29 protein-coding genes are annotated in these 26,721 nt (G+C 27.6%); 6 read left to right on the top strand and 23 right to left on the bottom strand.

Going from position 1 to position 26,721, the window contains the following annotated elements; genetic code table 11:
- Positions 1 to 80: 80 nt before the first annotated feature.
- From Q0V24_RS04300 to Q0V24_RS04290, 3 genes are all read right to left on the bottom strand, one after another.
- Entirely contained in the window at positions 81 to 221 is a 141-nt protein-coding gene (locus Q0V24_RS04300) for a hypothetical protein (protein ID WP_297518911.1), read from the bottom strand.
- A 233-nt stretch (positions 222 to 454) separates the two neighbouring features.
- A complete protein-coding gene (locus Q0V24_RS04295; protein WP_297518909.1) occupies positions 455 to 1,039 on the bottom strand; it encodes an EAL domain-containing protein in 585 nt (194 codons plus the stop codon).
- A 40-nt stretch (positions 1,040 to 1,079) separates the two neighbouring features.
- A complete protein-coding gene (locus Q0V24_RS04290; protein ID WP_297518907.1) occupies positions 1,080 to 1,400 on the bottom strand; it encodes a hypothetical protein in 321 nt (106 codons plus the stop codon).
- A 330-nt stretch (positions 1,401 to 1,730) separates the two neighbouring features.
- Here Q0V24_RS04290 and Q0V24_RS04285 point away from each other — a divergent pair, with 330 nt between their 5' ends.
- Entirely contained in the window at positions 1,731 to 2,153 is a 423-nt protein-coding gene (locus Q0V24_RS04285) for a Fur family transcriptional regulator (protein ID WP_297518905.1), read from the top strand.
- Positions 2,154 to 2,261: 108 nt separating this feature from the next.
- Entirely contained in the window at positions 2,262 to 3,170 is a 909-nt protein-coding gene (locus Q0V24_RS04280; RefSeq protein WP_297518904.1) for a hypothetical protein, read from the top strand.
- A gap of 30 nt (positions 3,171 to 3,200) precedes the next feature.
- Here Q0V24_RS04280 and Q0V24_RS04275 read toward each other — a convergent pair whose 3' ends face one another.
- The 8 genes from Q0V24_RS04275 to Q0V24_RS04240 form a co-directional block, all read right to left on the bottom strand.
- On the bottom strand, positions 3,201 to 3,659 hold the full coding sequence (locus tag Q0V24_RS04275; RefSeq protein ID WP_297518902.1) for a hypothetical protein: 459 nt from the start codon (positions 3,657 to 3,659) through the stop codon (positions 3,201 to 3,203).
- 149 nt (positions 3,660 to 3,808) lie between these two features.
- Positions 3,809 to 4,147 (bottom strand): hypothetical protein, encoded by a 339-nt coding sequence (locus Q0V24_RS04270; RefSeq protein ID WP_297518900.1) that lies wholly within the window; start codon positions 4,145 to 4,147, stop codon positions 3,809 to 3,811.
- A gap of 125 nt (positions 4,148 to 4,272) precedes the next feature.
- Complete coding sequence (gene yihA / locus Q0V24_RS04265; protein WP_297518898.1) at positions 4,273 to 4,863, bottom strand: ribosome biogenesis GTP-binding protein YihA/YsxC; 591 nt, start codon at positions 4,861 to 4,863, stop codon at positions 4,273 to 4,275.
- A 2-nt stretch (positions 4,864 to 4,865) separates the two neighbouring features.
- Positions 4,866 to 7,184 (bottom strand): endopeptidase La, encoded by a 2,319-nt coding sequence (gene lon, locus Q0V24_RS04260; protein WP_297518896.1) that lies wholly within the window; start codon positions 7,182 to 7,184, stop codon positions 4,866 to 4,868.
- Between the two features lie 128 nt (positions 7,185 to 7,312).
- Positions 7,313 to 8,605 carry an ATP-dependent Clp protease ATP-binding subunit ClpX gene (clpX, locus tag Q0V24_RS04255; RefSeq protein WP_297518894.1) on the bottom strand — a complete coding sequence of 431 codons (1,293 nt, stop codon included), beginning with the start codon at positions 8,603 to 8,605 and terminating at the stop codon, positions 7,313 to 7,315.
- 30 nt (positions 8,606 to 8,635) lie between these two features.
- Positions 8,636 to 9,229 (bottom strand): ATP-dependent Clp endopeptidase proteolytic subunit ClpP, encoded by a 594-nt coding sequence (gene clpP / locus Q0V24_RS04250; RefSeq protein WP_297518892.1) that lies wholly within the window; start codon positions 9,227 to 9,229, stop codon positions 8,636 to 8,638.
- Between the two features lie 186 nt (positions 9,230 to 9,415).
- Positions 9,416 to 10,702: a trigger factor gene (gene tig / locus Q0V24_RS04245; protein ID WP_297518890.1), complete on the bottom strand. Its 1,287-nt coding sequence runs from the start codon at positions 10,700 to 10,702 to the stop codon at positions 9,416 to 9,418.
- Positions 10,703 to 10,877: 175 nt separating this feature from the next.
- Positions 10,878 to 11,633: a hypothetical protein gene (locus Q0V24_RS04240; protein WP_297518888.1), complete on the bottom strand. Its 756-nt coding sequence runs from the start codon at positions 11,631 to 11,633 to the stop codon at positions 10,878 to 10,880.
- Positions 11,634 to 11,809: 176 nt separating this feature from the next.
- Between Q0V24_RS04240 and Q0V24_RS04235 the strand changes: the two genes are divergently transcribed.
- Positions 11,810 to 13,534 (top strand): DEAD/DEAH box helicase, encoded by a 1,725-nt coding sequence (locus tag Q0V24_RS04235; RefSeq protein ID WP_297518886.1) that lies wholly within the window; start codon positions 11,810 to 11,812, stop codon positions 13,532 to 13,534.
- 64 nt (positions 13,535 to 13,598) lie between these two features.
- On the opposite strand, the gene Q0V24_RS04230 is transcribed toward Q0V24_RS04235, so the two are convergent.
- Positions 13,599 to 13,799, bottom strand: a complete 201-nt coding sequence (locus tag Q0V24_RS04230; RefSeq protein ID WP_297518884.1) for a hypothetical protein — start codon at positions 13,797 to 13,799, stop codon at positions 13,599 to 13,601.
- A 153-nt stretch (positions 13,800 to 13,952) separates the two neighbouring features.
- Here Q0V24_RS04230 and deoD point away from each other — a divergent pair, with 153 nt between their 5' ends.
- A complete protein-coding gene (gene deoD / locus Q0V24_RS04225; protein WP_297518882.1) occupies positions 13,953 to 14,660 on the top strand; it encodes a purine-nucleoside phosphorylase in 708 nt (235 codons plus the stop codon).
- Between the two features lie 70 nt (positions 14,661 to 14,730).
- On the opposite strand, the gene Q0V24_RS04220 is transcribed toward deoD, so the two are convergent.
- From Q0V24_RS04220 to Q0V24_RS04200, 5 genes are all read right to left on the bottom strand, one after another.
- Positions 14,731 to 16,053: a murein hydrolase activator EnvC gene (locus Q0V24_RS04220; RefSeq protein WP_297518880.1), complete on the bottom strand. Its 1,323-nt coding sequence runs from the start codon at positions 16,051 to 16,053 to the stop codon at positions 14,731 to 14,733.
- A 112-nt stretch (positions 16,054 to 16,165) separates the two neighbouring features.
- The gene (locus Q0V24_RS04215; RefSeq protein WP_297518878.1) at positions 16,166 to 16,681 is read right to left on the bottom strand and encodes a hypothetical protein; all 516 of its coding nucleotides are present in this window, start codon (positions 16,679 to 16,681) and stop codon (positions 16,166 to 16,168) included.
- Positions 16,682 to 17,194 (bottom strand): restriction endonuclease, encoded by a 513-nt coding sequence (locus Q0V24_RS04210; protein WP_297518876.1) that lies wholly within the window; start codon positions 17,192 to 17,194, stop codon positions 16,682 to 16,684.
- Between the two features lie 92 nt (positions 17,195 to 17,286).
- Positions 17,287 to 18,594, bottom strand: a complete 1,308-nt coding sequence (locus Q0V24_RS04205) for a hypothetical protein (RefSeq protein WP_297518874.1) — start codon at positions 18,592 to 18,594, stop codon at positions 17,287 to 17,289.
- Positions 18,595 to 18,628: 34 nt separating this feature from the next.
- Positions 18,629 to 18,982, bottom strand: coding sequence for a hypothetical protein (locus Q0V24_RS04200; RefSeq protein WP_297518872.1), 354 nt, complete (start codon positions 18,980 to 18,982; stop codon positions 18,629 to 18,631).
- A 154-nt stretch (positions 18,983 to 19,136) separates the two neighbouring features.
- Here Q0V24_RS04200 and Q0V24_RS04195 point away from each other — a divergent pair, with 154 nt between their 5' ends.
- Positions 19,137 to 19,913, top strand: a complete 777-nt coding sequence (locus Q0V24_RS04195) for a histidinol-phosphatase HisJ family protein (protein WP_297518870.1) — start codon at positions 19,137 to 19,139, stop codon at positions 19,911 to 19,913.
- Positions 19,914 to 19,938: 25 nt separating this feature from the next.
- Here the strand turns inward: Q0V24_RS04195 and Q0V24_RS04190 are convergent, their stop codons facing one another.
- The 5 genes from Q0V24_RS04190 to Q0V24_RS04170 form a co-directional block, all read right to left on the bottom strand.
- Positions 19,939 to 22,857: an insulinase family protein gene (locus Q0V24_RS04190; RefSeq protein WP_297518868.1), complete on the bottom strand. Its 2,919-nt coding sequence runs from the start codon at positions 22,855 to 22,857 to the stop codon at positions 19,939 to 19,941.
- A gap of 372 nt (positions 22,858 to 23,229) precedes the next feature.
- Positions 23,230 to 23,793, bottom strand: a complete 564-nt coding sequence (locus tag Q0V24_RS04185) for a TetR/AcrR family transcriptional regulator (RefSeq protein ID WP_297518867.1) — start codon at positions 23,791 to 23,793, stop codon at positions 23,230 to 23,232.
- Between the two features lie 167 nt (positions 23,794 to 23,960).
- A complete protein-coding gene (locus Q0V24_RS04180) occupies positions 23,961 to 24,236 on the bottom strand; it encodes a hypothetical protein (protein WP_297518866.1) in 276 nt (91 codons plus the stop codon).
- 108 nt (positions 24,237 to 24,344) lie between these two features.
- Positions 24,345 to 24,605: a hypothetical protein gene (locus Q0V24_RS04175; protein ID WP_297518865.1), complete on the bottom strand. Its 261-nt coding sequence runs from the start codon at positions 24,603 to 24,605 to the stop codon at positions 24,345 to 24,347.
- 112 nt (positions 24,606 to 24,717) lie between these two features.
- Positions 24,718 to 24,990 carry a hypothetical protein gene (locus Q0V24_RS04170; protein ID WP_297518864.1) on the bottom strand — a complete coding sequence of 91 codons (273 nt, stop codon included), beginning with the start codon at positions 24,988 to 24,990 and terminating at the stop codon, positions 24,718 to 24,720.
- A 147-nt stretch (positions 24,991 to 25,137) separates the two neighbouring features.
- On the opposite strand from Q0V24_RS04170, the gene Q0V24_RS04165 reads away from it, so the two are divergent.
- Positions 25,138 to 25,878: a flavin reductase family protein gene (locus Q0V24_RS04165; protein ID WP_297518863.1), complete on the top strand. Its 741-nt coding sequence runs from the start codon at positions 25,138 to 25,140 to the stop codon at positions 25,876 to 25,878.
- 14 nt (positions 25,879 to 25,892) lie between these two features.
- On the opposite strand, the gene Q0V24_RS04160 is transcribed toward Q0V24_RS04165, so the two are convergent.
- Complete coding sequence (locus tag Q0V24_RS04160) at positions 25,893 to 26,708, bottom strand: DUF1266 domain-containing protein (protein ID WP_297518862.1); 816 nt, start codon at positions 26,706 to 26,708, stop codon at positions 25,893 to 25,895.
- Between the last annotated feature and the right edge of the window lie 13 nt (positions 26,709 to 26,721).

Here is a 26,721-nt window from a genome sequence, read left to right as displayed (position 1 = left end):
GAAAAAGGTACATTTCTATATTTTAGAAATGTACCTTTTGTCTACAATCTGAAAGAACTAGTTTAAACTAGTTCTTATATTTAATCTTCTTTTTCATCTGATATTAAACTATCTAAATAAAATAATTGAAATATACAACCTTCTTCTGACTTAGACATTGGGCATTCTTTATCGCATGTTTCTAATTTATTATTGCTTGACCAAAAAGGACACCTCTCCATAAACTCTCTCCCCCAAACCTCTTAATGTATATATTTACAGTATATTTCAAAAAATAACTTTTAGGAAGTTTTTTCTTGAAAATTTTACATTTTATCTCTATATTACCAAAATAAAGTTGATAATTAATTAAATAACTTTACAGTAATTAAAGTTTTAGCAATAATCCACAAATTAGAATTATTGCTAAAATTTTAACTTCATATTTTAAAATTATAAAATATTCATTTTTATATCATATTTTTTTTATTAAACTTGGCTTACTAAAATAAAAACCTTGAAATAAATCATATCCTCGTTCTACAGCTTCTATATAATCATTTAGTGTTTCTATTTTTTCTGCTAAAAGAATTTTTTCTAATGATTTATATTTTTCAAAAATTTCAATTCTTTCATGTTTATTATTTAAAATAAAATCTACTTTAATTATATCTATATATTTTATTACCTTAGATATATCTTTTCCAACAACTAAATCATCAATCGCTATTATGTATCCTTGCTTTTTTAGTTCTTTACAATTTCTAATAACATCTTCATTAAATTCAACATCCTCTAAAATTTCTATTATAAACTTACTTTTATTAATAGACCCTGCTAAATTCTCTAATATATTATCCTCACTAAAATTAATAAAACCAATTTTACTTTCTAATACATTATCAATCCCAGCTTTTTCAATATTTGATAATAGTTTTTCTGTATAATTAACTGTATCTTTTTTAAAAAAGTTTTCTTGATCCTTCCTAAATAACAACTCATATGCTACTATCTCTCTATTCTTGTTAAAAATAGGCTGTCTTGCTATATAACTATCCATCCTTCCCCCTATATGAAAAAAACTGAGTTATAACTCAGCTTTATCTTGAATTCTTTAATACTGTTAGTTCTATTAATTCATTTTGAAATGCCTTTAACAAAGCTTTTTCTAAAACTTTTTCAGTATCAAAATTTTCTATATCTGTACAAATAGCAAAAACTTTATGAGTTTCGCCCTTTGCATTCTTATACGTTAATGTAACATTTGGTTTATCATATTCTATCTTTATTACTTTTACTCCCCAACTTAATGTTGCATAGTCTTCTTCTATTGTTAATTTACTCATTGCTTTTAACCTTTGCTCTTCTTTTATTGGATCATTAATTATAAAAAGTTCATCTCCTACTTTATACTTAGACATAATTGCTTACAAAATTCATTTTGAACTTTGTAATTTCACCCCCTTAAAGTTTAGTAAATTAAATATTTTATCTCTTACCTTATTATACCATATTTCTTCCTTTATTTCAAATAATATACATTTTTAATTTATTAAATATTTGTTAGTAATTAATATACTTTTTTATGATATACTCCTTAATACATTCCTTTTTATAGAATATATCAAATTTTCATACTATTTAAAAAATAATAATTATTATTTTTTAATAAATACTAATTGACATAGATTATCTTCTATTATAGAATTAAGATAAGAGAAATATTAATAAAATGTGAGAGGATGTTTAAAATGGAGAATATAACAAAAATATTCAGAGAAAAAAAACTAAAATTAACACCACAAAGAATCGCTGTTTATAAGTATCTACAAAGTACTTGTGATCATCCATCTGCGGAGGTTATCTATAAAGCATTACAAGAAAACTACCCAACTATGAGCCTAGCTACTGTCTATAAAGCATTAAAAACTTTAGTAGAAGTAGATTTAATAAATGAATTTAATGTTGGTGAAGGTAACTTTAGATATGACTCTAACTTATCAGACCATGCACATGTACAATGTATAAACTGTTCAAAAGTTGAAGATTTCCATGGAATTGATCTAAATGCTTTAGATAGAGAAGCTGAGAAATTATCTAACTTTAAAATATTAAATCGCAAATTATTCTTTTATGGAATATGTGATAAATGCACACATGAAAGCAATGAATAATTATAGGCAAGCCATATAGATTAAATTTCTATATGGCTTTTTTATTTACATAATAATTTATGAATGTTTAAGTTTATATTACATATACTTAAACTGAGGTGAATTATTATGAACTTTAAAAAATATTTAAAAATATTTTCATATACTTTTTTTATAATAGGTGTATTAATATTATTTTATAAAAGTAAATTTTTTGGCCCGTCAATAGTTCCAACTATGGCATTGCCTACAACTTCTAAAACTGTAAAATATGACTTAAATGGCGATAACTCTAAGGACCTTATTTATATTACTGCAAAAGATAATAAATATTATATTGAAATAAGTATTAATAATAAAACTTTCTTTTTAAATGAAAAACAACCTTTGAATACACTTGGAAATTACTATGAATTCGCACCACTACAACTTAACATTAATGATATTTCAAGAGATAACTTACCAGAAATATTTATACAGTCTTTTGATGAGGGAAGTCCTATTCAACATATATATACATTTTCTGATAATGAATTTAAAGATATATTCTGTTCAACCAATAATTCTTTAGGTATATTAGATTCTAAAAATACAAAATCACCTAAATATATTTCATTTGACCTAGATAATATAGATGAAACATTACAAAAACATATGCTATTAAATTCAACACCTAAAAATATATCTTATGATGATATTGAAATCCCTGGAATCTCTACTATTAATAATTTAATTACTTATATAGCAACAGATACACCTATTGGTAATATTTTTTTTGAAAATACGCCCCAAAGTACATATAATGAATTAGATTCACTAGATAAATCCGAATATAATTTTTCATTGCTTGATTGTTTTTTTCTTGATACTGCTTGGAATTTAGATGGCTCTATAACTAATTTAAATTGGAAAATACGTATTAAAGCTGATTCAATTGAATCTAGAGAAATTTCACTTTTAGAACTTAATGTTTCTCTTGGAAAAATAGATAATAAATTTTTAATTAATAATCTTAAAGTAAAAAAGATCACTAATTAAAGTGACCTTAAGATGGATGCTTATATAATTTTAATATTCTATTTCACCATTTTTGTACATTTCTATAACTCGTTCTAAAAATCTTGCTTTTTTAGGATTAACAACACTTTTTATGATAAGTAACATTTCTATATTTTCATCTGTTCCATAATTATTGTTAAAATTACCATTATTAGGGTTATTATTAAAATTGTTGTTATTCCCTAAAACACTATTATTATTTATATCCATATTATTTAGCATAGATTTTATATTTCCAAAATCCATTTGCGAATTATTTGAATTAGGCATATTTAATCCACTATTATTTTGAAGTACTCCTGCTAAACTATTAATATCAAAGCCATCCTGATTCATAGCTCCCATTATAGAAGATATTTTATTCATATCTATATTACTACCTTTTAACATTTCCATTATCTGAGGATTGATTCCAAACCCACCATTATTCTCATTGTTTTTTTTATCTCTATGCTTCTTTTTTGACATACAAGCTTCCACCCCTTATGTATTAGTTTATTTTTTTGGAGGGCTTTAAGCCCTCCATCTTTACTTTTTTATCATAAAAAAGTAATAAGATTAAATTAGTAGTCTAGCACTTTTCTATTACTACTGGGTATATTCTTTTTTAGTAATTACTAACAGAAACCTCTATTGTTGTTATTGTTTCCATTACATAAATATAATAAAAATATTAGTGATGTTAAGTTGTTGTTCCCATTACCACATCCACAGTGATGTTTTTTAGATGATTTACTATGACAACAGTTTCCACCGCCTAAAATATTTCCACCACAGTTTCCGCCACCTAATAATAATAATAATAGTATACTGTCTATTCCGCCATTGTTACATCCATTGTTGCATCTGTTATTGCATCCATTGTTACACCCGTTGTTACATCCACAATTTCTTGGCAAGTTACAACCACAATTTCCTTCGTTATTTACTCCGTTAAGAATTTCATTTAATTCCATGAGTTTATCCTCCTCGTATTTTGTTTTATTTTGTTTTGTTTTATAGTATATACTATTCCCTTTCCTTATTTTTGACACTAAAAATAAAAAAAAGAACGAAAAATTTTTTTCGTTCTTTTTTAATATTAAATTTCTTCTATATCACTAAATATTTTATCTATTATTTCTTCTTTTCCTTTTTTATTAAGAGCTGAGAAGAATAATAACTCTTCGTCTTTAGGCATACCTAAAGTTTCTCTTATTAGCTTTTCTGCTTTTGGTGCATCATTATTAGATATTTTATCTCTCTTTGTTGATACAACTTTACAATCATAACCATAATGTTTAATCCAATTATACATAAGGATATCATCCTCATTAGGCTTACGTCTACAATCTACTAAAAGAATAACTCTCTTTAATGGCTCTCTCTCTACTAAATAATTTTCTATTGTTTGACCCCAACTTTCTTTTTCAGTTTTAGATACCTTAGCATATCCGTATCCTGGTAAGTCAACTAAATAAAATTCATCATTTAATATAAAGAAGTTTATAAGTTTAGTTTTTCCTGGTGTTTGACTGACCTTAGCAAGTCCTCTTCTATTTGTAAGTGCATTTATTATTGATGATTTCCCAACATTTGATCTACCAACAAATGCAACTTCTAAAAGACCTGTTTCTGGATATTGATGCTTCTTCACTGCTGAAGTGACAAATTCTGATGTATTAATTTTCATATTTACTCTCCTACTACTAATGCACTTTTAAGTACATCCTCTATTTCTTTTGCTATTATTATATTTAATTTTGATTTTATATTTTTGGGTATATCTTTTAAATCTTTTTTATTAGCATTTGGAATAATTATAGTTTTTATCCCTATTCTATTCGCTGCTAAACATTTTTCTTTTAATCCACCTATTGGTAACACTCTTCCTGTTAAAGTTATCTCTCCAGTCATAGCTACGTCACCTTTTACAGGTTTATTAGATAATGCTGAAACTAGTGCTGTAGTCATTGTTACACCTGCTGATGGACCATCTTTTGGAACTGCACCCTCTGGAACATGAATATGTATATCTTTATTTTTATAAAAATCTTTATTCTCAATTCCAAATTTTTCACAATTACTTCTTACTAAGCTATATGATGCTTTTGCTGACTCTTTCATTACATCACCAAGCTTTCCTGTAAGTTCAAGCTTTCCTGTACCATCCATTACGTTCACTTCCACTGGTAATGTATCACCACCATATGCAGTCCATGCAAGTCCCATAACAACTCCAACTTTACTATCAGAAACAATATCATATGAGTATAATCTACTACCTAAATATTTTTCTATCATATTAACACTTATGCTCAAAGATTTTTTATTAGCTTCAACTAATGCTCTCATTGCTTTTCTGACAAGCTTAGCTAGTACCCTATCTAGCTCTCTAACACCCGATTCCCTAGTATAATAGTTTACTATTTCTTTCACCACTGAATCTGATATTTTAATAATACTACTATCAACACCATGTTCTTTTAAAACTTTTGGAACTAAATATTTTTTAGCTATATTAAACTTTTCTTCATAAGTATAACCCGAAACATCTATTATTTCCATCCTATCAAGAAGTGGTCTTGGAATTGTATCTAGAGTATTTGCAGTTGCAACAAATGTTACCTTGCTTAAATCTGCATCTAGCTCTAAGTAATGATCTCTAAACTGACTATTTTGATTAGTATCTAAAACCTCTAACATAGCTGCATATGGATCACCTTTATACTCAGCTGACATTTTATCTATTTCGTCTAATAAAAATACTGGATTCATACTTCCTGATTTTTTTATTGATTCAATTATTCTACCAGGCATTGCTCCAACATATGTTTTTCTATGCCCTCTAATTTCTGATTCATCTTTTATTCCACCAAGTGATACTCTTACAAAATCTCTATTCAATGATTTGGCTATACTTGATGCTATTGATGTTTTTCCAACCCCTGGTGGCCCAACTAAACAAATGACCGGACTTCTAAGTGATTTGCTCACCTTTTTAACTGCTAAATAATCTAATATTCTCTCTTTTACATCTACAAGACCATAATGATCTTCATTTAAAATTTCTTTAGCTTTCTTTATATCAATAATTTCTTTTTTACTTTTTCCCCATGGAATATCAAGTAAATTGTCCAAATATGTTCTTATAACACCACTTTCCTGTCCGCTACTAATATTGCTTTTTAATCTTGCTAATTCATAATTTGCCTTTGTACTAACTTCTGATGGTAATTTTTTATTTGCAATTTTTTTCTCATATTCTAAGATTGCTTTTTTATCTTCTTCACCCTCACCAAGTTCTTCTTGAATAGCTTTTAATTGTTCTCTTAGATAATATTCTTTTTGAGCCTTATCAGCTTTTTTAGTAACTTTAGCTTTTATTTTTTTTTCAAGTGAAATTATCTCTTTTTCACCTTTAATATGAACTAACATTTTTTCAATTCTTTCTTTAACTGATAATAATGCTAATATTTCTTTTTTATCTTTTTCTTCTAAAATTATGTAAGAAGATATTATATCAACTACCTTACTAGCTTTTTCAATTTCATCTAAACTTGAAATCAGCTCTTTTACAGGTGCTCCTGTAAGATTTAAAAATAGAACAAATTCTTCTTTTAAAGTTCTTATTAATGCTTCTAATTCAATATCACTTACATTATCTTCTTCAACCTTCTCAACAACACCAAAAAGCAACTCTTCTTCGTTCTCAATAGATATTATACTTGCTCTATTAAGGCCTTCAACTAAAACTCTTTTTGTCCCATCAGGAAGATTTACTACTTGTTTTATTTCACAAATAGTACCTATTTTTATAATATCATCTATATTTGGATCCTCTGTTTCATCACTTTTTTGTGGGACTAAAAATATTTCACAAGTAGCATTCATAGCTTCTTCTACAGCTCTTGCTGATTTTTTTCTACCAACATCAAAGTAAGTTATCATACTAGGAAAGACACTCATGCCTCTTAATGGTATAAGAGGTAGTCTTTTTACGCCCTCTTTCATAATCTATTCCCTCCAACTTATTTTATTTTCTAATATCTAAAAAGTATACACAGAATATAATTTTTTTTCAACTTTTATATTTAAATAAACAAATAAAGAGCTTAGAAAGAATTCTAAGCTCTTTTGAACTAAGCAGTTTCTATTGTATTTTTACTCTTAGTCTCTATATTTAAAACTGGTCTAGTTTCACCTTCTGGTAAAATTTCTAATTCAGGTGCTTTTTTCTCTTTTATTGTTTCTTCAGTTATTTTAACTTTAACAATATCAGTTCTAGATGGAATATCAAACATTACATCAGTCATTACGTCTTCAATAATAGCTCTTAATCCTCTTGCTCCCGTATTTCTCTTTATAGCTTCTTCTGCAACAGCTTTTAAAGCTTCACTTGTAAACTCTAAAGATACATTATCAATTTCAAATAATTTTTTATATTGCTTAACTAATGCATTTTTAGGCTCTTCTAAAATACTAACTAAAGCTTTATTATCAAGTGCTTCTAATGTAACAATTATAGGTAATCTTCCTACAAACTCTGGAATAAGACCAAATTTTAATAAATCACTAGGCATTAAGTTTTTAAGTAATTTACCAATATCCTTCTCATCCTTTGACTGTATTTGTGCTCCAAATCCCATTGAACTTTTTCTAGTTCTTTTTTCTATTGCTTTGTCTATTCCATCAAATGCTCCACCACATATAAATAATATATTTGATGTATCAAGTTGTATTAACTCTTGATGAGGATGTTTTCTTCCACCTTGAGGTGGTACTGAAGCAACTGTTCCTTCAAGTATTTTTAATAATGCTTGTTGAACTCCTTCTCCTGAAACATCTCTTGTTATAGATGGATTTTCAGATTTTCTTGCAACCTTATCAATCTCATCTATATAAATAATACCTCTTTGTGCTTTTTCAACATCATAGTCTGCATTTTGAATTAATTTAAGAAGAATATTTTCAACATCTTCACCAACATATCCTGCTTCTGTAAGTGTTGTAGCATCAGCTATTGCAAATGGTACATTTAAAAACTTAGCTAAAGTTTGTGCTAATAATGTTTTTCCTGAACCTGTTGGTCCTAAAAGAAGAATATTACTTTTTTGTAATTCAACATCATTTGAACCTACATTTGCATTAATTCTTTTGTAATGGTTATAAACTGCAACTGCAAGAGCTTTCTTAGCAGTATTTTGACCAACTACATATTCATCTAAATGACTTTTTATATCTGCTGGCTTTGGTAAGTCTTTATTATCAACTTCTACTTTACCCTCAAATTCATCTTCTATTATTTCTGAACACAGTTCAATACATTCATCACAAATATAAGCTCCTGGTCCTGCTATAAGTCTCTTAACCTGCTCTTGATTTTTACCGCAGAAAGAACACTTTAATTGTTTCTTATCATCATATTTTGCCATATCTATACACCCCTATCGTTTAGCAGATTATTACTTAGCCACTTGACTTCTTGTTATAACCTGATCCACCAATCCATAGTCTGCTGCTTCTTGAGCATCCATGAAGTAATCTCTTTCAACATCATTTTTTATCTGCTCTAAAGGTTTACCAGTATTTTCACTTAAAATTTTATTTAAACTGTCCTTTATTTTTAATATTCTTCTTGCATGAATATCAATATCAGTTGCCTGACCTTGGAATCCTCCAAGTGGCTGATGTATCATTATCTCACTATTTGGTAATGAGAATCTTTTTCCTTTTTGTCCTGAAGATAAAAGGAATGAGCCCATTGATGCTGCCATACCAATACATATTGTTGAAACATCACATTTGATATATTGCATTGTATCATAAATTGCCATACCAGCAGTTATTGAACCACCAGGTGAATTTATGTAAAGATATATATCTTTATCTGGGTCTTCACTTTCAAGGAATAGTAATTGTGAAACAACAAGATTTGCTGTTACATCATTAACCTCTCCACTTAACATAATAATTCTATCTTTTAGTAGTCTTGAAAAAATATCGTAACTTCTTTCTCCTCTACTTGTTTGTTCTACAACCATTGGAACTAAACTCATAAAATTCCCTCCTAACTATTTACTAAAACTTTTTACGCCTTATCTATAATATTGCCAGTTTCCTAGTAATATCATACATTTTATAATTTAATTATATAAAATTTTTGAGGTTTTGTTAATTAAAATTTTAAAATAATTGCCAGAAATTAATTTCTGGCAATTATTTATTCTTATTAAGTTTTATTATTAAGCTATTTTAGCTTCTTTAACTAATAATTCAACTGTTTTAACTCTAAGCACATCAGCTTCTAATGCAGCTTTTTGTGTAGTCATTAACATATCAGCTATCTTATCAGCTTCAGCTGTATACATTTTAGCAACTTCTAAAGCTTTTTCTTTTAATTCTTCAACTGTTACTTCTATTTTCTCAGTTGTTGTGATTTGTGTTAATACTAAATCAGTTTTAACTTTTCTTTCAGCGTTTTCTTTCATGTATTCTCTCATTTTATCTTCGTTGCTTCCTGTTAACTCATAGTATTGAACAAGATTTAATCCTTGTTGTGATAATCTTTGCTCAAGATTTTGAATCATTTGATCAGTTTCTTTATCTATCATAACTGCTGGTATTTCAATAGTAGCATTATCTACAACTTTGTTTATAACTGCTTCTTTAATTTCAGCATCTATTCTAGCAGTATTCATTTCTTCAGCTTTTTTTGTTAAATCAGCTTTTAATTCAGCAACTGTTTCAAATTCTGATACTTCTCCTGCAAACTCATCATCAATTGCTGGAACTTCTTTAGTTTCAACTTTGTTTATTATTACTTCAAATTTAGCTTCTTTTCCATTTAACTCTTCTTTACCATACTCAACTGGGAAAGTAACTACTACATCTTTGCTCTCACCTTTAGCTAATCCAACTAATTGATCTTCGAAATCTCCTATGAAACTTCCTGAACCAATTTCTAATGGATAATCTTTACCTTCTCCACCTTCAAAAACTTCTTCTCCTATAAATCCTTTGAAATCTATAACAGCTACATCACCTTTAACTATTGTTCCTTCTATTTTTTCTTCAACTCTAGCATTTTTTTGTTGTAAACTTTCTAATTCTTTTGCAACAATACTCTCGATATCTTCTTTTTTAGGAGCAGCAACTTCTATAGCTTTATAATCTCCTAATTTAACTTCTGGCATAACTGTTACTTTAGCTTTATAAACTAAATCTTTACCTTCTGCAACTTCTACAACTTCGATAGCTGGGAAATCTACTGGATTAACATTTTGCTCATCTATAGCAGCACCGTAACTTTCATTTACACAAAAATCTATTGCATCATTATATAATACTTCTACTCCGTAGAATTTTTTAACCATATTTAATGTAACTTTTCCTTTTCTAAATCCTGGTATGTTAAAGCTCTTTGCATTTTTTCTGAATGCTTTTTGTAAAGCGTCCTCGAATTTTTTAGCTTCTACTCTTACCTCTAATTCAACTGTGTTAGTTTCTACTGTTTGCATTTTAACTTCCATTTTATATATTCCTCCTAATTAGATAATCATTATTTACCAAATTCTATTTATTTAAAAATAACTAGTAACCTAGTTATTATAACATATTATGTCTTTTTTTTTCAAATATTTATTTCTTAGTAAAAAAGTTCATACTTTTTACTTATGTAATAATCAAAACACTTCATATACTATACTAATCTATAATATTTCCTAATTTATTTAATATATACTCTTTTCCACTAGAACTTACTCTTATTCCATCACTCGTTCTTTCTTCTAATTTTATCTCAATACTTTTTGAATCCATAAGAATTCTATTTTTCAATGTACTAATATTTGTTATACCAATATATTGATTTTTTATATTATGAGAAAAATATGGTCTATTTGTTATGTATACTATATTTTCATTATCAATGAATTTAGCATTTTTACTCCAAATATAATTTTCATATTGTTTTAATATATCTTCTTTTTTAAAAGAATTTCCTTTTCGTGATTTATATATATCAATACTTATATCTGTAATTTTTCCATCTTTAGTCACTATTATATTTTTTTGTGCTTCCTTCTCAGATATTATTATATTTTTTCTATCTGGACTTATATCAATTTCCATTATCCCTCTTGCATTTACTGATTCTATTAATCCATTTTTATCTAACTCCATATTAATAACTAAGTTTCCAAGATTTATAGTTTTAACTAAATTCACTTTTTTTTCATCTGTTTTTTTAGTTTCTTGCTTTCTTTCTTCCTTTACCGCTTTAATTTCTTCTTCCTTTGAATTTGAACTAACTTCTTTCTCTTCTCGCTCTCTTTTACTAAATCGATTGATTCCTACAGCCCCAAAAATAGTTATACATCCAATCAAACTAATACAAATACATTTTCTTTTTTTCTTTTTCTTTTGATAACTCTTACTAAAAATACTTGGTTTACCTAACATATAAATCCCCCTTAATTATTTTGTTTCAATTATACAATATCTAACAATAATTAGTAATGATTTTTTTATTAAACCACTAACTAGCATTTGCTTATATTATAATACTATGTTATTATTAGCCTTGTTTGAAAATTAATACGCAATAAATAAATTTTATATAAGAAAGAGGAAATTGAATGAACAACTTAAAATTTACAGACTTAGGGTTAAAGGATACTTTACTAAAGTCAATCGCCGATATGGGATTTGAATCACCATCTCAAATCCAAGCAGAAGCTATTCCAATAGCTTTAGAAGGATTCGATATAATTGGGCAAGCGCAAACTGGAACTGGTAAAACAGCTGCATTTGGATGTCCATTAATAAACAACATTGAAATTACAAGTAGAAAGAAAGCTCCAAAAGCATTAATACTTGCTCCTACAAGAGAGCTTGCTATACAAGTAAATGATGAGCTTCAAAGATTAGGAAAGCATGATAGATTAGTCGTTCTTCCTATTTATGGAGGTCAACCAATAGATAGACAACTTAAAGCTTTAAGACAAGGTGTTGACGTTGTTGTAGGTACACCAGGTAGAGTATTAGACCATATTAGAAGAAAAAGTTTAATCCTTTCAGATATAGACTTCTTAGTTCTTGATGAAGCTGATGAAATGTTAAACATGGGATTCATAGACGATTTAGAAGAAATTGTTAAGTCTTTAAAATCAGACAGACAAACACTTTTATTCTCAGCTACTATGCCTCCACAAATCAAAAATCTTGCTAAAAGATATATGAAAGAAGATACAAAGCACGTTGCTATACAAAAAACTTCTTTAACAGTATCTAAAATAACTCAAAAATACTTCCAAATGAAACATAGAGATAGATTTGAAACTTTATGTAGAGTTATAGATTATGACATGCCAACAGCTGCTATTATATTCTGTAAAACAAAAAGAGGTGTTGATGAAGTTGTAGATTCAATGCAATCAAGAGGATATAGTGTTGAAGGTATGCACGGAGATATGACTCAAAAGCACAGATCATTAACTCTTAAAAAGTTCAAAGATGGAAATCTTGACTTCTTAGTAGCTACTGATGTTGCAGCTAGAGGAATTGACGTTGAAAGAGTAAGCCACGTATTTAACTTTGACTTACCTCAAGATATCGAAAGTTACGTTCACAGAATTGGTAGAACAGGAAGAGCTGGTAGAGAAGGTACTGCTTACTCATTAGTAACTCCTAAAGAGTTCGGATTCTTAAAACAAATAATGAGACACACTAAAAGTGATATCGCATTACAACCTGTACCAAGTGCAAAAGAAATATTTGAAGGTAAATTCAAGAACATAGCTTCTGAGATTAAAACTGAGTTAGAAGCTAACGATTTCGAGCAATTTGCTCCAATCATAGCTGAGTTATCAGAAGAATTTGATATGGCTAACATAGCTAAAGCTCTTGTTAAATTAGCTTTCAGCAAAAAACTTAACATGGATCACTCAAAACAAAACCTTAATGCTGCTGATGAAGATCGTTCATCATCACGTGACCGTGATCGTTCATCATCACGTGACCGTTCAGATCGTTCATCATCACGTGACCGTTCAGATCGTTCATCATCACGTGATCGTTCAGATCGTTCATTCTCACCACGTACACGTTCAGCTGCAGAAGAAGGCGAAAAAAGAGTATTCATTTCTGTAGGTAAAAGAGATGGGTTAACACCTAAACTTTTAGTTGAGTTCTTAGCTGATACAGCTAAAGTAGCACCTAGAAATGTTGGAGATGTTAATATAATGGAAAACTTCTGTTTTGCTAATATAAGCGATGACGTTATTGATACAGTTATGGATAACTGTATTGGTAAAAGATTAAATAGAAGAAAAGTAAATATTGAATTTGCTAACAAAAAATAGTAATTTTAAATAAAAAGAAGAAGCTTGAATTAATTCAAGCTTCTTCTTTTTTATCTATTTATAATTAATTTTTAGGACATCCATTTTTGCTACCACAGCAACTTCCTGCACCATTAGTCTTTGGACACTCACTTGTAGCCTTTCCACAACATGATTTAATCATCCCAAGCTCTTTTTGATCTTCTGTAGTAAGTTTTACTACATTCACATCATAATCTTCATATTCAATTTCTGAAAGTAAAGATTTTTTTTTAAATTCTAACATCAATAAATCTCCTTTAAAGGTTCACATTTTCTCAATAAAATATCTTACTAGTTCTCTATCATTTCATTTATTTTATTAGTATAATAGTATCATAATAAGTTATTAAAATCTATAATCAACTTATTTAAACTTTACAATTTAGGAGGACAAAAGATGAGTGTTCATATAGAAGCAAAAAAAGGCGAAATAGCTGAAACTATTTTATTACCCGGTGATCCACTTAGAGCTAAATTTATAGCAGAAACTTTTTTAGAAAATGTAATTTGTTATAATAATGTTAGAGGTATGCTTGGTTTTACAGGTACTTATAAAGGAAAAAGAATTTCTGTACAAGGTACTGGAATGGGTCTTCCTTCATTATCAATATACGTTAATGAACTTATAAGAGAATATGATGTTAAGAATTTAATAAGAGTTGGTACTGCTGGTGGTTTAACTACTGATGTTAAGGTTAGAGATCTTGTTCTAGCTATGACTTCTCATACTGATTCTGCTATGAATAAATTAAGATTTAAAGGTTGTGACTTTGCACCCTGTGCATCATTTGACCTATTAAAAAAAGCATATGATAATGCTGTTGCAAATAATTTTGTCCCTAAAGTTGGTAGTGTTTTTAGTGCAGATAGTTTCTACAATGATGATGCTGATGCTTGGAAAAGATGGGCTAGTTTTGGAACTCTCGCTGTGGAGATGGAAACTTCTGGACTTTATACTCTAGCTTCAAAATATGGTGTTAATGCACTTACTATACTAACAATAAGTGATCACCTTGTTACTGGTGAAGAAACTTCTTCAGAGGAAAGACAAAGTACTTTCTTAGATATGATGAAAGTGGCACTTGAAACAGCTATTCAATTATAAAATTAAATAAAAGAATCCTCATTATATAATACAATGAGGATTCTTTTATTTATAAATTTCCGATAGTTACTTATCCTATATAATTTGCTGGATTAACATGACTACCATTATATCTCATTTCTAAATGCAAGTGATTTCCTGTACTATTTCCTGTTGAACCAACAAAAGAAAGTACTTGTCCCTGACTCACTCTTTGACCAGCACTAACATTTAATGCTCTTGCATGGGCATATAAGCTAGTATATCCATTACCATGATCTACTACAACCATATTCCCAAATGATGAATTCCACCCAGCAGTAGTTACTACTCCTCCAGCAATTGCTTTAATAGGAGTTCCCCCTGCTGCACCATAATCTATCCCTCTATGGAATGTGCCTACTGCTCCTGTGATAGGATGTGTTCTTGGCCCATATGATGATGTTACTGGTGCACTTAAAGGTTTTATAAAACCTTGAGAATTTGCACTTCCACCATCCGATGAATCTCCACTCCCTGATGTACCTCCACTAGCTGGTGGTTGAGGTGTAGTTCCTATGCTAGTATTTTGGAAATACTCTTCTAAATTAACATTATCATGCTCATACTTACTTATTTCAGCTTGAATTGCCTTTTCTTCACTAGTAAGTGCATTGTACTCACTACTTCTAGCATCTTCTAAATCTTTAAGTTTAGCTGCTTCTGCTGCATATTCAGCTTCAAGCTTGTCCATTTCTTCTTTAGAAGAAACTACTTTAGCCTTTGTTCCTTCTATTGTTTCTTTGCTTTTAGTAAGTTCTTGTTCTTTTTTAACAAGATTTTGTCTTTCTAATTCTATGGCTTCTTTATCTTTTTCTATTTCAGCCATAAGTTCTTGATCTGTCTTTATAATTATATTGATATTTGCAATGTTACTTATTAAATCGCCTAAATTTTTAGAATCTATAACCATATATAACATTCTATCACCAACATTATTCATGTATGCACTTCTTAATCTTTTACCAAGAATTTCTTCTTTAACTAAAAGTTCAGCTTCTTTTTTTGCAATATCTATCTTAACTTTTTCGATATCAGTAACTACAACTTGTATTTTAGCCTCAAAATCATCTATTTGGACTTGCAACGTATTTATTTCTTTCTCAAACCCTAAAACTTTTTCTCTCGTCTCTGTTAAAAGTTCATTTTGCTTATTAAAATTAGCTTTTGCTTCTTCTAATTTTTTTGCACTTTCACTTTTAGTTCCTTGTAGTCCCTCTTTTTTTTCTTCTAAATCATCTATTTTACCTTCGTTTGCTTCTATTTGATTTTTAATTTCATCTTTTGATTTAGCTTCTGCTATAGTAGGATCTACTAGCATTGCTGAAGACATTAAAACCCCTAGCGTTAGTGCTAAAATTTGTTTCTTTTTCATATGTATTCCCCCATATTACTTTATATTTCTCCTAAATTGTACTATATTTTGGTTATTCCAGTGTGTATTTTATGTAAATTTTTTGTTTACTATTATTCCACTCACACTCTCTTTACCCTAATTCATTTACTACAAAATCCTTATATCCCTTTTGAAAATCAGTTTTTGAAAATGATTCATAATTTATTTTATTTTCTATTAAAATTTGATAAAAGCTGTTATCAATATTACTAGTTGTTACTACTAGTATTTCATTTATCGAATTCAAAATAGTATATCCATGTATATATTTAGCTTCCACTTTATCTAATATATTAAATTTTCTATCTATAAATACCAACTTTTCTTTTTCATATTTTTCGACTAAATAGAATTCATCTTCTAAATATTTAAAATTACAGTATCCTTTTTTTAATAAATATTCTTCTATCCAAGATATAAATTCCTCCTCAGATAAATGCTTCAAATTTTCCAACATAGTAATTTTTCTATTTATATAATTATAATTTGATATTATTTTTTTAAGCTTTAAAAGTGCAATAATACTCATACTCACTGCAATAACTAATAATAATATTCTTAAATTTTTAAATATATCCATGCTACCAATATTGTATAGTACTTCCACTTAAACTTCCCCTTTATATAACTTTTGTTCTTTCATCTTCCTAAGTTCTTTTATAAAATCATTACTCTCTAAATATTCTATTTCCATATCTTTTAATCCTGAATTTATTATAATTTTTATATTATCAACTAACATTCCATTAGTTAAAATAATCCCGTTGTCTATACCTCTAGTTTTCATATCCGAAATAAAAATATAAAACTCCTCTTTTTCAAGCTTATTAGTATATTCTTTCATCTGTTTACAATAAATTAAATATTCTTGATTTGCTTTTCTAACCTGTATTAGCTCATCCTCTTCATCGATAATTTCATAATTACCATGTTTTAAATACTCTTTCATTAAGTGTTTAAAATCTTTATAAGAATATATACTTAATGAATTTATTGCTGGCATTGTTATTTTTCTTTTGCTAATTTCTTTAACCTTTTCTGATTTTTTTAATATGAATTCCAATATTTTATTTATTATATAAACTCCTAGTAGAAAAATTACTAATTTTTTAATATCCATAAAACACCTCCTAGCTGAATTTTAGCCTTATTTTTATTTTTATATACAAAAAAAGATATTAAAGGCTTTAATCCTTTAATATCTTTTAATAATTACTCTGCTGATTTTAAATCAAAATTTTGTATATCATATATCTGCCATTCTCCATCTTGATATTTTGCTTTTGTGAAAAAGCTTTGTTTATAATCATTACTTTTAAGTGGTACACCTAAAATTTCTTTTTTAACATTATAGTCTATATCTGCAACTACACTTGCATAATAAACTCCATCCTTAAAATCTACTGTACTCTTTTCAAAATCTATACTTGAACTATTTAATTTATATACATTTTTAAGTATAAATCCTTTTTCTTTTATATCTGAATATATTTTATTTTTAGCTTCTTCATTTGCATATTCAATTTTAGTTTGGTCTTTTAAATCAATAGCATTGAATACACTCTCATAAAATTTTCCTACCAAATTATTTAAGCTTGTTTTTATTCCGCTACTTTTTAAATCTAAATCTAAATTAATATCTGGTAAGTCACCAATTTTCACCTTACTACTTATAACTGTTCCAAAAGGTGTATTATATTTTAATGATATTTCATAACTTCCATCTGATGGAAATGGTCCTACATTCTTAAAGTCTGAAGCTTTTACACCAGTACTTGAATCATTTATATAAACTATTCCCTCTGGGACGTTGCTTACTACTGTCACATATGTCCCTTTTAGTTCCATATCAATATCTGTACTTTTTGTAAATGCGATTTTTTGATTTTTTGTTATTGTTGAATATTTATTTTTATTTTTAAGTTCTATATTATATTCTCCTGGCGTTATAAGTTCTACAGTTTTATCCTTATTAAATACGCCTTTGTCTTCTCCATTTATTATAAGTGTTGTATTATCTAAGTTTGAATCAATACTTAACTTTTGGTATGACACACCTATATAATAACTTTCTCCTATAAATCTTTTTTCTTTTTTAAGATTCATAGAATAATACGAGCTGCCTACCTTAAATGAAGATTTAAGATTACTTATTCTACTATTATCAGCTTTAAAAAAATCTAGTATTGGTATCGCTTGCTCACTCGTTATTTGTGTTCCATCATCTAATTTAACTACACTAGATAATTTACTAGTATTATTTTTTGCAATAGCTGTTTCAAACTGAGTCATCACTTCACTTTTATTATTATTCATCATACTCATTACACCTATTATAGCTATTAATATTACTCCTATAGCTATGATAGGCCAAAATTTATAATATTTACTTCCCTTAAATTTCTTAGAATTTTCATGTTCATTCAAAAACTCTAATTTTTCACTTGACTTACTTTTTAAATTTTTTACATAAGTCTTTAATTTTGTACATTCCTCTAAAACTTTTTCTTTTAAAGTCACTTTTGTACCCCCTAATTATGAATTAAATCTTATTTTACTCTTCTCCTGATTCTAATAACCAGAACATCCATTTATTACAACTTTTGCATTTATAAATTTGGATTCCAAAAGGTTCTACATTTGTACCCTCATAAGTAGATTGATGTGCTCTTACTTCTAATAAAGTTAAGAAAGTATCTTGTTCTGTTAATACTCCTATAATCTCTGCAAATAAATTGAACTTTGTTGCACCACAACAATCATTTATCTGTGCACATTCTATTTCTTCTAATTTTAATTTACCTTCAAACTCTTTTACTATATCTACTATATCTAAATACTCATTTATATCATCCTGAAACTCTTCTTGTGTGAAACTTACATCACCAATTTTAAATAATTCTTTCATTTCTATTCCTCCTAAGTTATACATACTTGTATACCTATTAATTTTAACAATTTTATATTATATATATTACATACTTTTTTACATATTGTAAATTAATTTTATGTATATCTCCTTATATGTTATAATTTTCTTAACAATTACTGGGGGTATTTAAATGATTTTTGATACACATATGCATAGTGAATTTTCTTTTGATTCAAAAATGACAGCAAAGGAAATTATTGATAAACAAATTGAAAAAAAAATAGGTATTTGTCTTACTGAACATGTTGATTTAGACCTTCCTGAACTTCCTTTTATAAATATGGACGAGTATTTAGATTTTTATGCAAAATATAAGTCAAATGATTTTTTGGTTGGTATTGAACTTGGAATGTCTAAAGTAAATGCTAATAAAACTATTGATTTTGCTGATTCTAATAAAAATAAAGTTGATATATTAATTGGTTCTATTCATACTCTTTATGGAAAAGATATTTTTTATTTAATGAAAGAAATTGATATTGAAAAAAATATTGTTTATAAAGATTATTTAGAAAATATGCTTTTTTGTGTAAAGCATTTTGACTTTTTTGATACACTTGCACATATAGACTATATTTGTAGATATTCTACTTATACTGATACAGAACTTTATTTAGAAGATTTTAAAGATATTATTGATGAGATTTTTACTGTTTTAATAAAGAAAAACAAATGTCTCGAACTTAATACTAGAAGACTTAATAGCAAAGATGCTTCTAATAGCATTTTAGCACTCTTTAAGCGTTATAAGGAACTTGGTGGTAAATATGTAACACTAGCTTCAGATTCTCATTCTAAGGATGCTATAGCTATCAATTTTGATATAGCAATTAATATCATTAAAAAACTTGATTTAACAGCTGTATATTTTAAAAATAGAATAATGACTATAATAGAAGAGGTCTAGCAACTAACTGCTAGACCTCTTTCTCTTATTTTATAACTTTTATAAGTGATTTAAATATATTTTCATCTTCTTTAAGTTTTGCTTCATTTCCAAGTGCACATATACAATTTTGTTTTAATGTACTATTTAGTAAAGGTGCAAAAGCTTTTATAGTATCTACACTTGCTGAAAGAATTGCTTCTCTCTCGCAAACTCTATCCGCATAAGTAACACCACTTAGGTATAATGTAGTTGCCACTTCACCTTTTGAGCTATTTCCTATAGGACTATCAAGTTTTCTAACAGTTCCTATAATATATTTTTGCATTTCTCTCTCTGCAACATCAAAGTTATTTAAATACTCAACAACTCCATCATATACATCTAAAGTATCCTTAACATTTGGGTCTCTATATGATGCCATATAGAATCCACCATCTCTTCTAAAGTTAGAGAATACTCCATATGCCCCACCTTTAACTCTTACATTATTCCATAAGTAGTCAAAACCAAGTATAGTTTCTAAAAGTGACATTGCACCACTATAGTTAAATCCTTCTTTTTTATAATCTCCACCTTTTGCAACAAATTGAACATTTCCTTGCATAAGTAATGCTTCATTTTTAGCACCTATCTCAAATTTATAATTATTATATGCAACTTTTTCATCTGAAAGCTTTTCTATAAATGGAGTAATTGCTTTTTCAAACTTACTATACTCATCATCTGTTCCTGAGAAACTTACTATCATGTTATTTTTATTAAATATTAATTTTCTAACTGCTGCTAATTCAGCATGGATTTTTTTAATATCAAAATCTTCTATTAAATCAACTAAGAAGTGATAGTACCCAAGTCCTGCAAGTTCCTCTTCATAAGCACCTTTTTCTGATACATATGAAAGTATTTTTTTTGCAACAATTCTATGTCCACCATCAAAAATAGCACTCTCAACTCTTGAACGCTTTTCTTCTAATATTTGTTTTATTCTTTTCTCATCATCTAAATTAGTATTTAATAATATCTCTTCTAAAAGTTCAAATACTACTGGCAGTTTATCATTTAATGCTTTAAGTGAAACTTCAAATAACTTCTTATATCCACCGTTCTTAACATCAGCAACACTACATGGTGAGTATGAAACTCCACCAGTATTTATATTTACAAGGTTTGATAACTTCTCATAACTGTAATTTGCACTTGAACATCTTCCAAGAATACTAGCTAAAAGTGTTAATCTACTTACTAATTCTTGACTTACTGAATCAGTTCTAAAGTACATATTTATATATGAAATTTTATTTGTATGGAAGTTATGATGTAATATCTTAACACCATCTATATCTTTTTCATCTAAAGGTAATACTTCTGGGTCTTTATTAATATCATCTCTTGATAATACAGGTATAGCCTCTAATGCTTCTACACCATCTGGTGTTTCTTGTCTTTCTTTAAGCTTTTTACATCTCTCTATAAGACCTTCTATTTCCTCTTCACTAAATGAAGCTTTTATTCCTGCTAATTTTTCTTCTAATATCTCCTGCTTCTCTTCATTTAATCCTTTTTTAGGATGTAAACTTACAAGTGAGCTGTGATTATTATTTAATAGATACTTTTCAATCATATCTTCGAAGTAATTAGTAGTTAAAGCTGTTTTTATTTTAGCTAAAGACTCCTCAAACTCTAAATGAACAAAAGGACTTCCCTCATAAAGCCAACTATCCATAGCTTTAAGGTAATAGATTAATCCCTTAGGATATGAGCCATAATCCCCCTCTCTTAGTTCAAACTCTATTCTATTCATAGATGCTTCTATAAGTTCTTTATCAATTCCGTTTTCAACAAGTTCTTTTAATGTGTCCATTACTACATTTTTAAACTTATCCTTATCATCTGTATTTGCATTTTTAACAAATATAGTGAAACAAGGTTGATTTATTCCATTATCATAATCTCCACTAACTGACTTACCAATACCAGCATCCATTAATGCTTTCTTTAAAGGCGCCGCAGTAGTTCTAAGAAGTAAATATGCTAATATTTCAAAAGCAAGATATACCTCACCTGAAATAGCATCTCCAACAGAGAAGTTTAAGCTATAGAAACTTTTACCCTCTTCATCATCTTCTTTTGCAATTCCATAGAATAATTCAAGCTCATTCATTTTATCAAACGGCTTTTGCTGTGCAATTTTAGAATCCACTTCTCTTTTTTCAAAATCTTTTAAATAATTATCATTTATGAAAGCTAATTCTTTTTCTAACTCCCCATTACCATATAAGAACATATATGAATTTGATGGATGATAATAATTCTTGTGGAAATCTAAGAATTCTTCATATGATAAATTTGGAATATCTACAGGTTCCCCACCAGAACATACTGCATATGTTGTATCTGGGTAAAGACTTGTTGTTATATTTCTATATAAAATTGAATCTGGTGATGAGTATACACCCTTCATTTCATTATATACAACGCCATTGTACTCTAACTTATCTTCTTTATTTTCTATACTATAATGCCAACCCTCTTGCATAAATATCTCTTTATGCTTGTATATGTTTGGATATAAGACAGCATCTAAATAAACATCCATTAAGTTAAAGAAATCTTTTTCATTTCTTGATGCTACAGGATATACTGTTTTATCTGGATATGTCATAGCATTTAAAAATGTATTTAATGACCCTTTTAAAAGTTCTACAAAAGGCTCCTTCATATCAAATTTTCTTGATCCACATAAAACTGAATGTTCTAATATATGTGCAACACCTGTACTATTTTTAGGTGGTGTTCTAAATCCTATTGAAAATACTTTATTATCATCATCACTTAAAATTTTGATAAGTCTTGCTCCTGTTTTCTCATGTTCAAATAAAAGAGCATCTGAACCAATCTCTTTTAGTGTTCTTTTTTCTATAAGTTTAAATCCATTATAAACTTTATTTATCTCAAGATTCATATTCTTCATCTCCTTTTTATTTCATTCGATTATTAATATTCTACCATATATGTCTATTTCTAAACAAACATATATATTTATCTATGGGAATATATTGAATAAAAATAAGCTACCTAAAATATTCTCTCTATAAAACTATAACCAATCTTTGTTAAAGTTTTCCCTGAATAAATTTAGATAGCTTAATTGCTATATTGATATGTTTTTAAGTTAATTTGGGATAATTCGAGGAAATCCTCCCACCTTCATAGGTGGTGAGATGAATCGACATAACTTTAGCTAAGTGAAGAATATTTCACTTACTTGCTTCAATATTAGTATTCTCAAATTAGATTTTTATAATACCTTGTAAATTTTAGTTTTATATCATATTTAATCTAAATTAAAGAAATTACTTACTACATTATATAAAATTGATATATTCACCTCTTTTTCAAGAGGAAAATCCGATATTAATTCAAATTGATTAGTAATCCATATAACTATAACCCTAACTTGCATTCCTTTAATACTCTTAAACTCATCTTTTAGTTCAAACCTTTTTAATGTAGCATCTATAATTTCTAGCATCACATTTTTTGCAATTAAATCAAATTTTTTATCACCTTTTTTACAAAGTCCCCTAAAATCGTTTCCAAGTCCATTTCTATTTTCCATCTCTCTATAAAATATTTCTATTTGCTTTTCAAGCTGGTCTCTTTTTGCAATATCCCTGCTTACCGTTCCTAATTTTTTTATTGTTAAATTCCAACTTTTTAGAAACACATCTTGATATAACATTTTTTTATTTGGATAATAATTATAAAGTGTACCTACTGCTATTCCACAAGCACTTGCTATAGCTTTCATATCTGTTGAATTAAATCCTTTTTCAGAAAAAATCATAGCTGCTTCTTCTAATATTATTCTTTCTACATCCCTTATTATTTTTGGCATATGCTACCCCCTTTTATCTGAATATCTCTTCATTTTAAAATCACACTAAACCTATTGTGTAAAGTATACCTTAACGTTCTAATTTATTGTATAAAGTTATATTTTATTATTAAAAATTTATTATTTTTTTAATATTTAAACAAAAAAAAGATACCTACTGGTATCTTTTACATTATATGAAAATATCTAAGCACTACATAAATTAAAATAACTATAGCTCCTAAAAAGCTTATTTTTGTATTCTGCATGTGCTTTGCTATTTTATATTCAAATATCCCTCTTCCTATAAATACTATCCCAAGTGTTACTCCAAGCCACTGATTTACTTCATACCAGTTACTCCCCTCTTGAACATAACTATAAAAATAACAGAGTAGTAACGGAAATACAACACACCCTATTAAACTTCTTATAAACCTTACTTTACCTTTTACTAATTTCATAATTTTACTCCTCATCATTTGTTTGGAAATATACTTATATATTAGCAGATAATATACCTTAAATCAAAAAAATATAGCTACTAACGTAGCTATATTCACACTTTACTCTTAAATTAATATTTTAGGAACAAAAAACAATAATATCAAAAGCACAGGTATTGCTATTATATATATAATAATAGGTTTAACTTTTAAAAAGTTTAAAATCAATGTTAAAATTATAGATATTAAAAATCCAAAAGATATTAAAATTTGACTTTGAATTATTATCCCTATAAAAGCAAATATTATCATTAATATAATAAGTTCTATTGCAAAATTTATTACAAGTCCTGTAGTTCCTTGTCCACTCTTTTTGTATCTTCTCAAAATGTTTTACCACCTTGTCTTTCTTCTTAGTTTTTTTTATTATATCATCTTTTTATGTTTTTATTGTTACAAACACATGATAATTAGCTACAAAAATATCCTTATCTATATATTATTCAAAATCACAAAATAAAGGTTGAATAATCCAAAGTGAAACTATACACCAAAATATAGCCATAAATATCTTTAGAAAACCATTTATAGGAACAACTATATTAAGAATTAATACAGCACAAAAAAATATCATAAATATTTTTTTTGATTTATTACTTGCCTTAGAAACTTCTCCACACCTATCACAATAAATCCCAAACATTATTGATTGCATTAAAATTTCTTTGAGCTTAATTTCTTTCCCACAACTTATACAATAATTTTTTTTCATACTTGTAGCCCCCTAGTAAGATAACATAATATTATCACACCCCTCACATTTTTACAATAAATGTAAATTATATTTTCTTTGCCTTAAAATTTCTATATGATATAATTTAGAAAGCAAACGAAAGAACTTGTTAGGAGAAAATAATTAATGAATAAAATAGAATTTAAACCTAGTGTTATGTTAAACCCAGTTCCAGCTGTTATGATTAGTTCAAGAAACAAGGCTGGCAAGGATAATATTTTCACAGTTTCTTGGATAAATACAATTTGTACTAGACCACCAATGCTATCTATATCTATAAGACCAGAACGACTATCTTATGAGTATATTAAAGAAAGCATGGAGTTTATAGTTAATATACCATCAACAAAACTTACATATGAAACAGACTTTTGTGGTGTAAAAACTGGAAAGAAAGTTGATAAAATTAAAGAACTTAATTTAAATATGAAAGAAGCAACTCATGTAAATGCCGCTTATATAGATGATTGTCCTGTAGTTATAGAATGTAGAGTTAAAGAAATAATTAAACTTGGATCACATGATTTATTTATAGCTGATGTTTTAGGTTCTCACATAAATGAAGATATTATGGATGAAAAAGGGAAAATACATTTTGAACTTGGTAATTTACTTAACTATGCCCATGGCGAATACTTCCCTATGGCAGAAAAATCAATTGCAAGATTTGGATATTCAACTAAAATAACAAAAGAGGAAGATACTGCAATATTAAACCTTCCTCAAAACAAGTTAGCAATTCTTCCTTCTAATAAAAAAATTGAAGATAAGCAAATTTTAGTATCACCAACTGAAAGAACTAAAAATAGACGTCGTCATACTAAAAATACAACACCTACTAAAAAAAAAGCAAGAACTCATAAATAGAGTTCTTGCCTTTTTTAATTAATTAATTCTAAAATTTTACTAATATCCTCTCTTGGGTTTTCTCTAAATTTAATGTGTTCATACGGACTTACCTGTTTATTTAATACAAGTTCTAATAATAATCTCTCATACTTATCTAACTGTTCATCACTTTCTATATTTTCAAGTTTTAGCCCTAAAAGAATGCTTGTATAAAAACTTTTCCAACTGTCAAATCTCTGTGAAATTTCTCTTCCAAATGATTTTAAATATGAATTCACCTCATCACTTTTTATATATGATGCAATATACCCAAGCTTTAAAATATCAATAATTTCAATCAATTCTAATGCATATGTATAGTTCTTATTAAAAAGCTTTCTATTTGAATTTAATATATAAAAACTTTTCTTATAATAACTTTTTAATTCATCCATATCTTCTTCTATCTTTAAATCTATTAGATTATAATATTCTCTTATGCCCTCTTCTAGACTTTTGAATTTCTTCCCAGATTTTTCAAAAAAACTAAACATTTCTACTGCTAAATATGCCTTACTATAGCCATTTACAAGTAATAATCTTTCTACTTCTTTCAAAAGTCCTGTACTACTTTTTATTCCGTATTTAGTTTTCAATTTTTTCTTAGACTCATTTATATATCCTGACTTTTTGAAAAACTTATTTCCCATAAAATTTCTATCTATTGATAAAAAAGTTTCACTTATTAAATCTTCTTTTTTTCTATAATCTTTTGCATTTGTTATTTTTTCACTTACTTCTTCATTAATCACTAATATAGCATCACTCGAAATTGCTATATTTAAATAATAATTTTCTTCATTAAACATTTATTCCCCCACA

The sequence above is a fragment of the uncultured Clostridium sp. genome (assembly GCF_947039605.1).
GTDB lineage: Bacteria > Bacillota > Clostridia > Clostridiales > Clostridiaceae > Sarcina.
The sequence above is the reverse complement of the archived record's forward strand: the minus strand, read 5'-3'. Positions and strand labels throughout refer to the sequence as shown.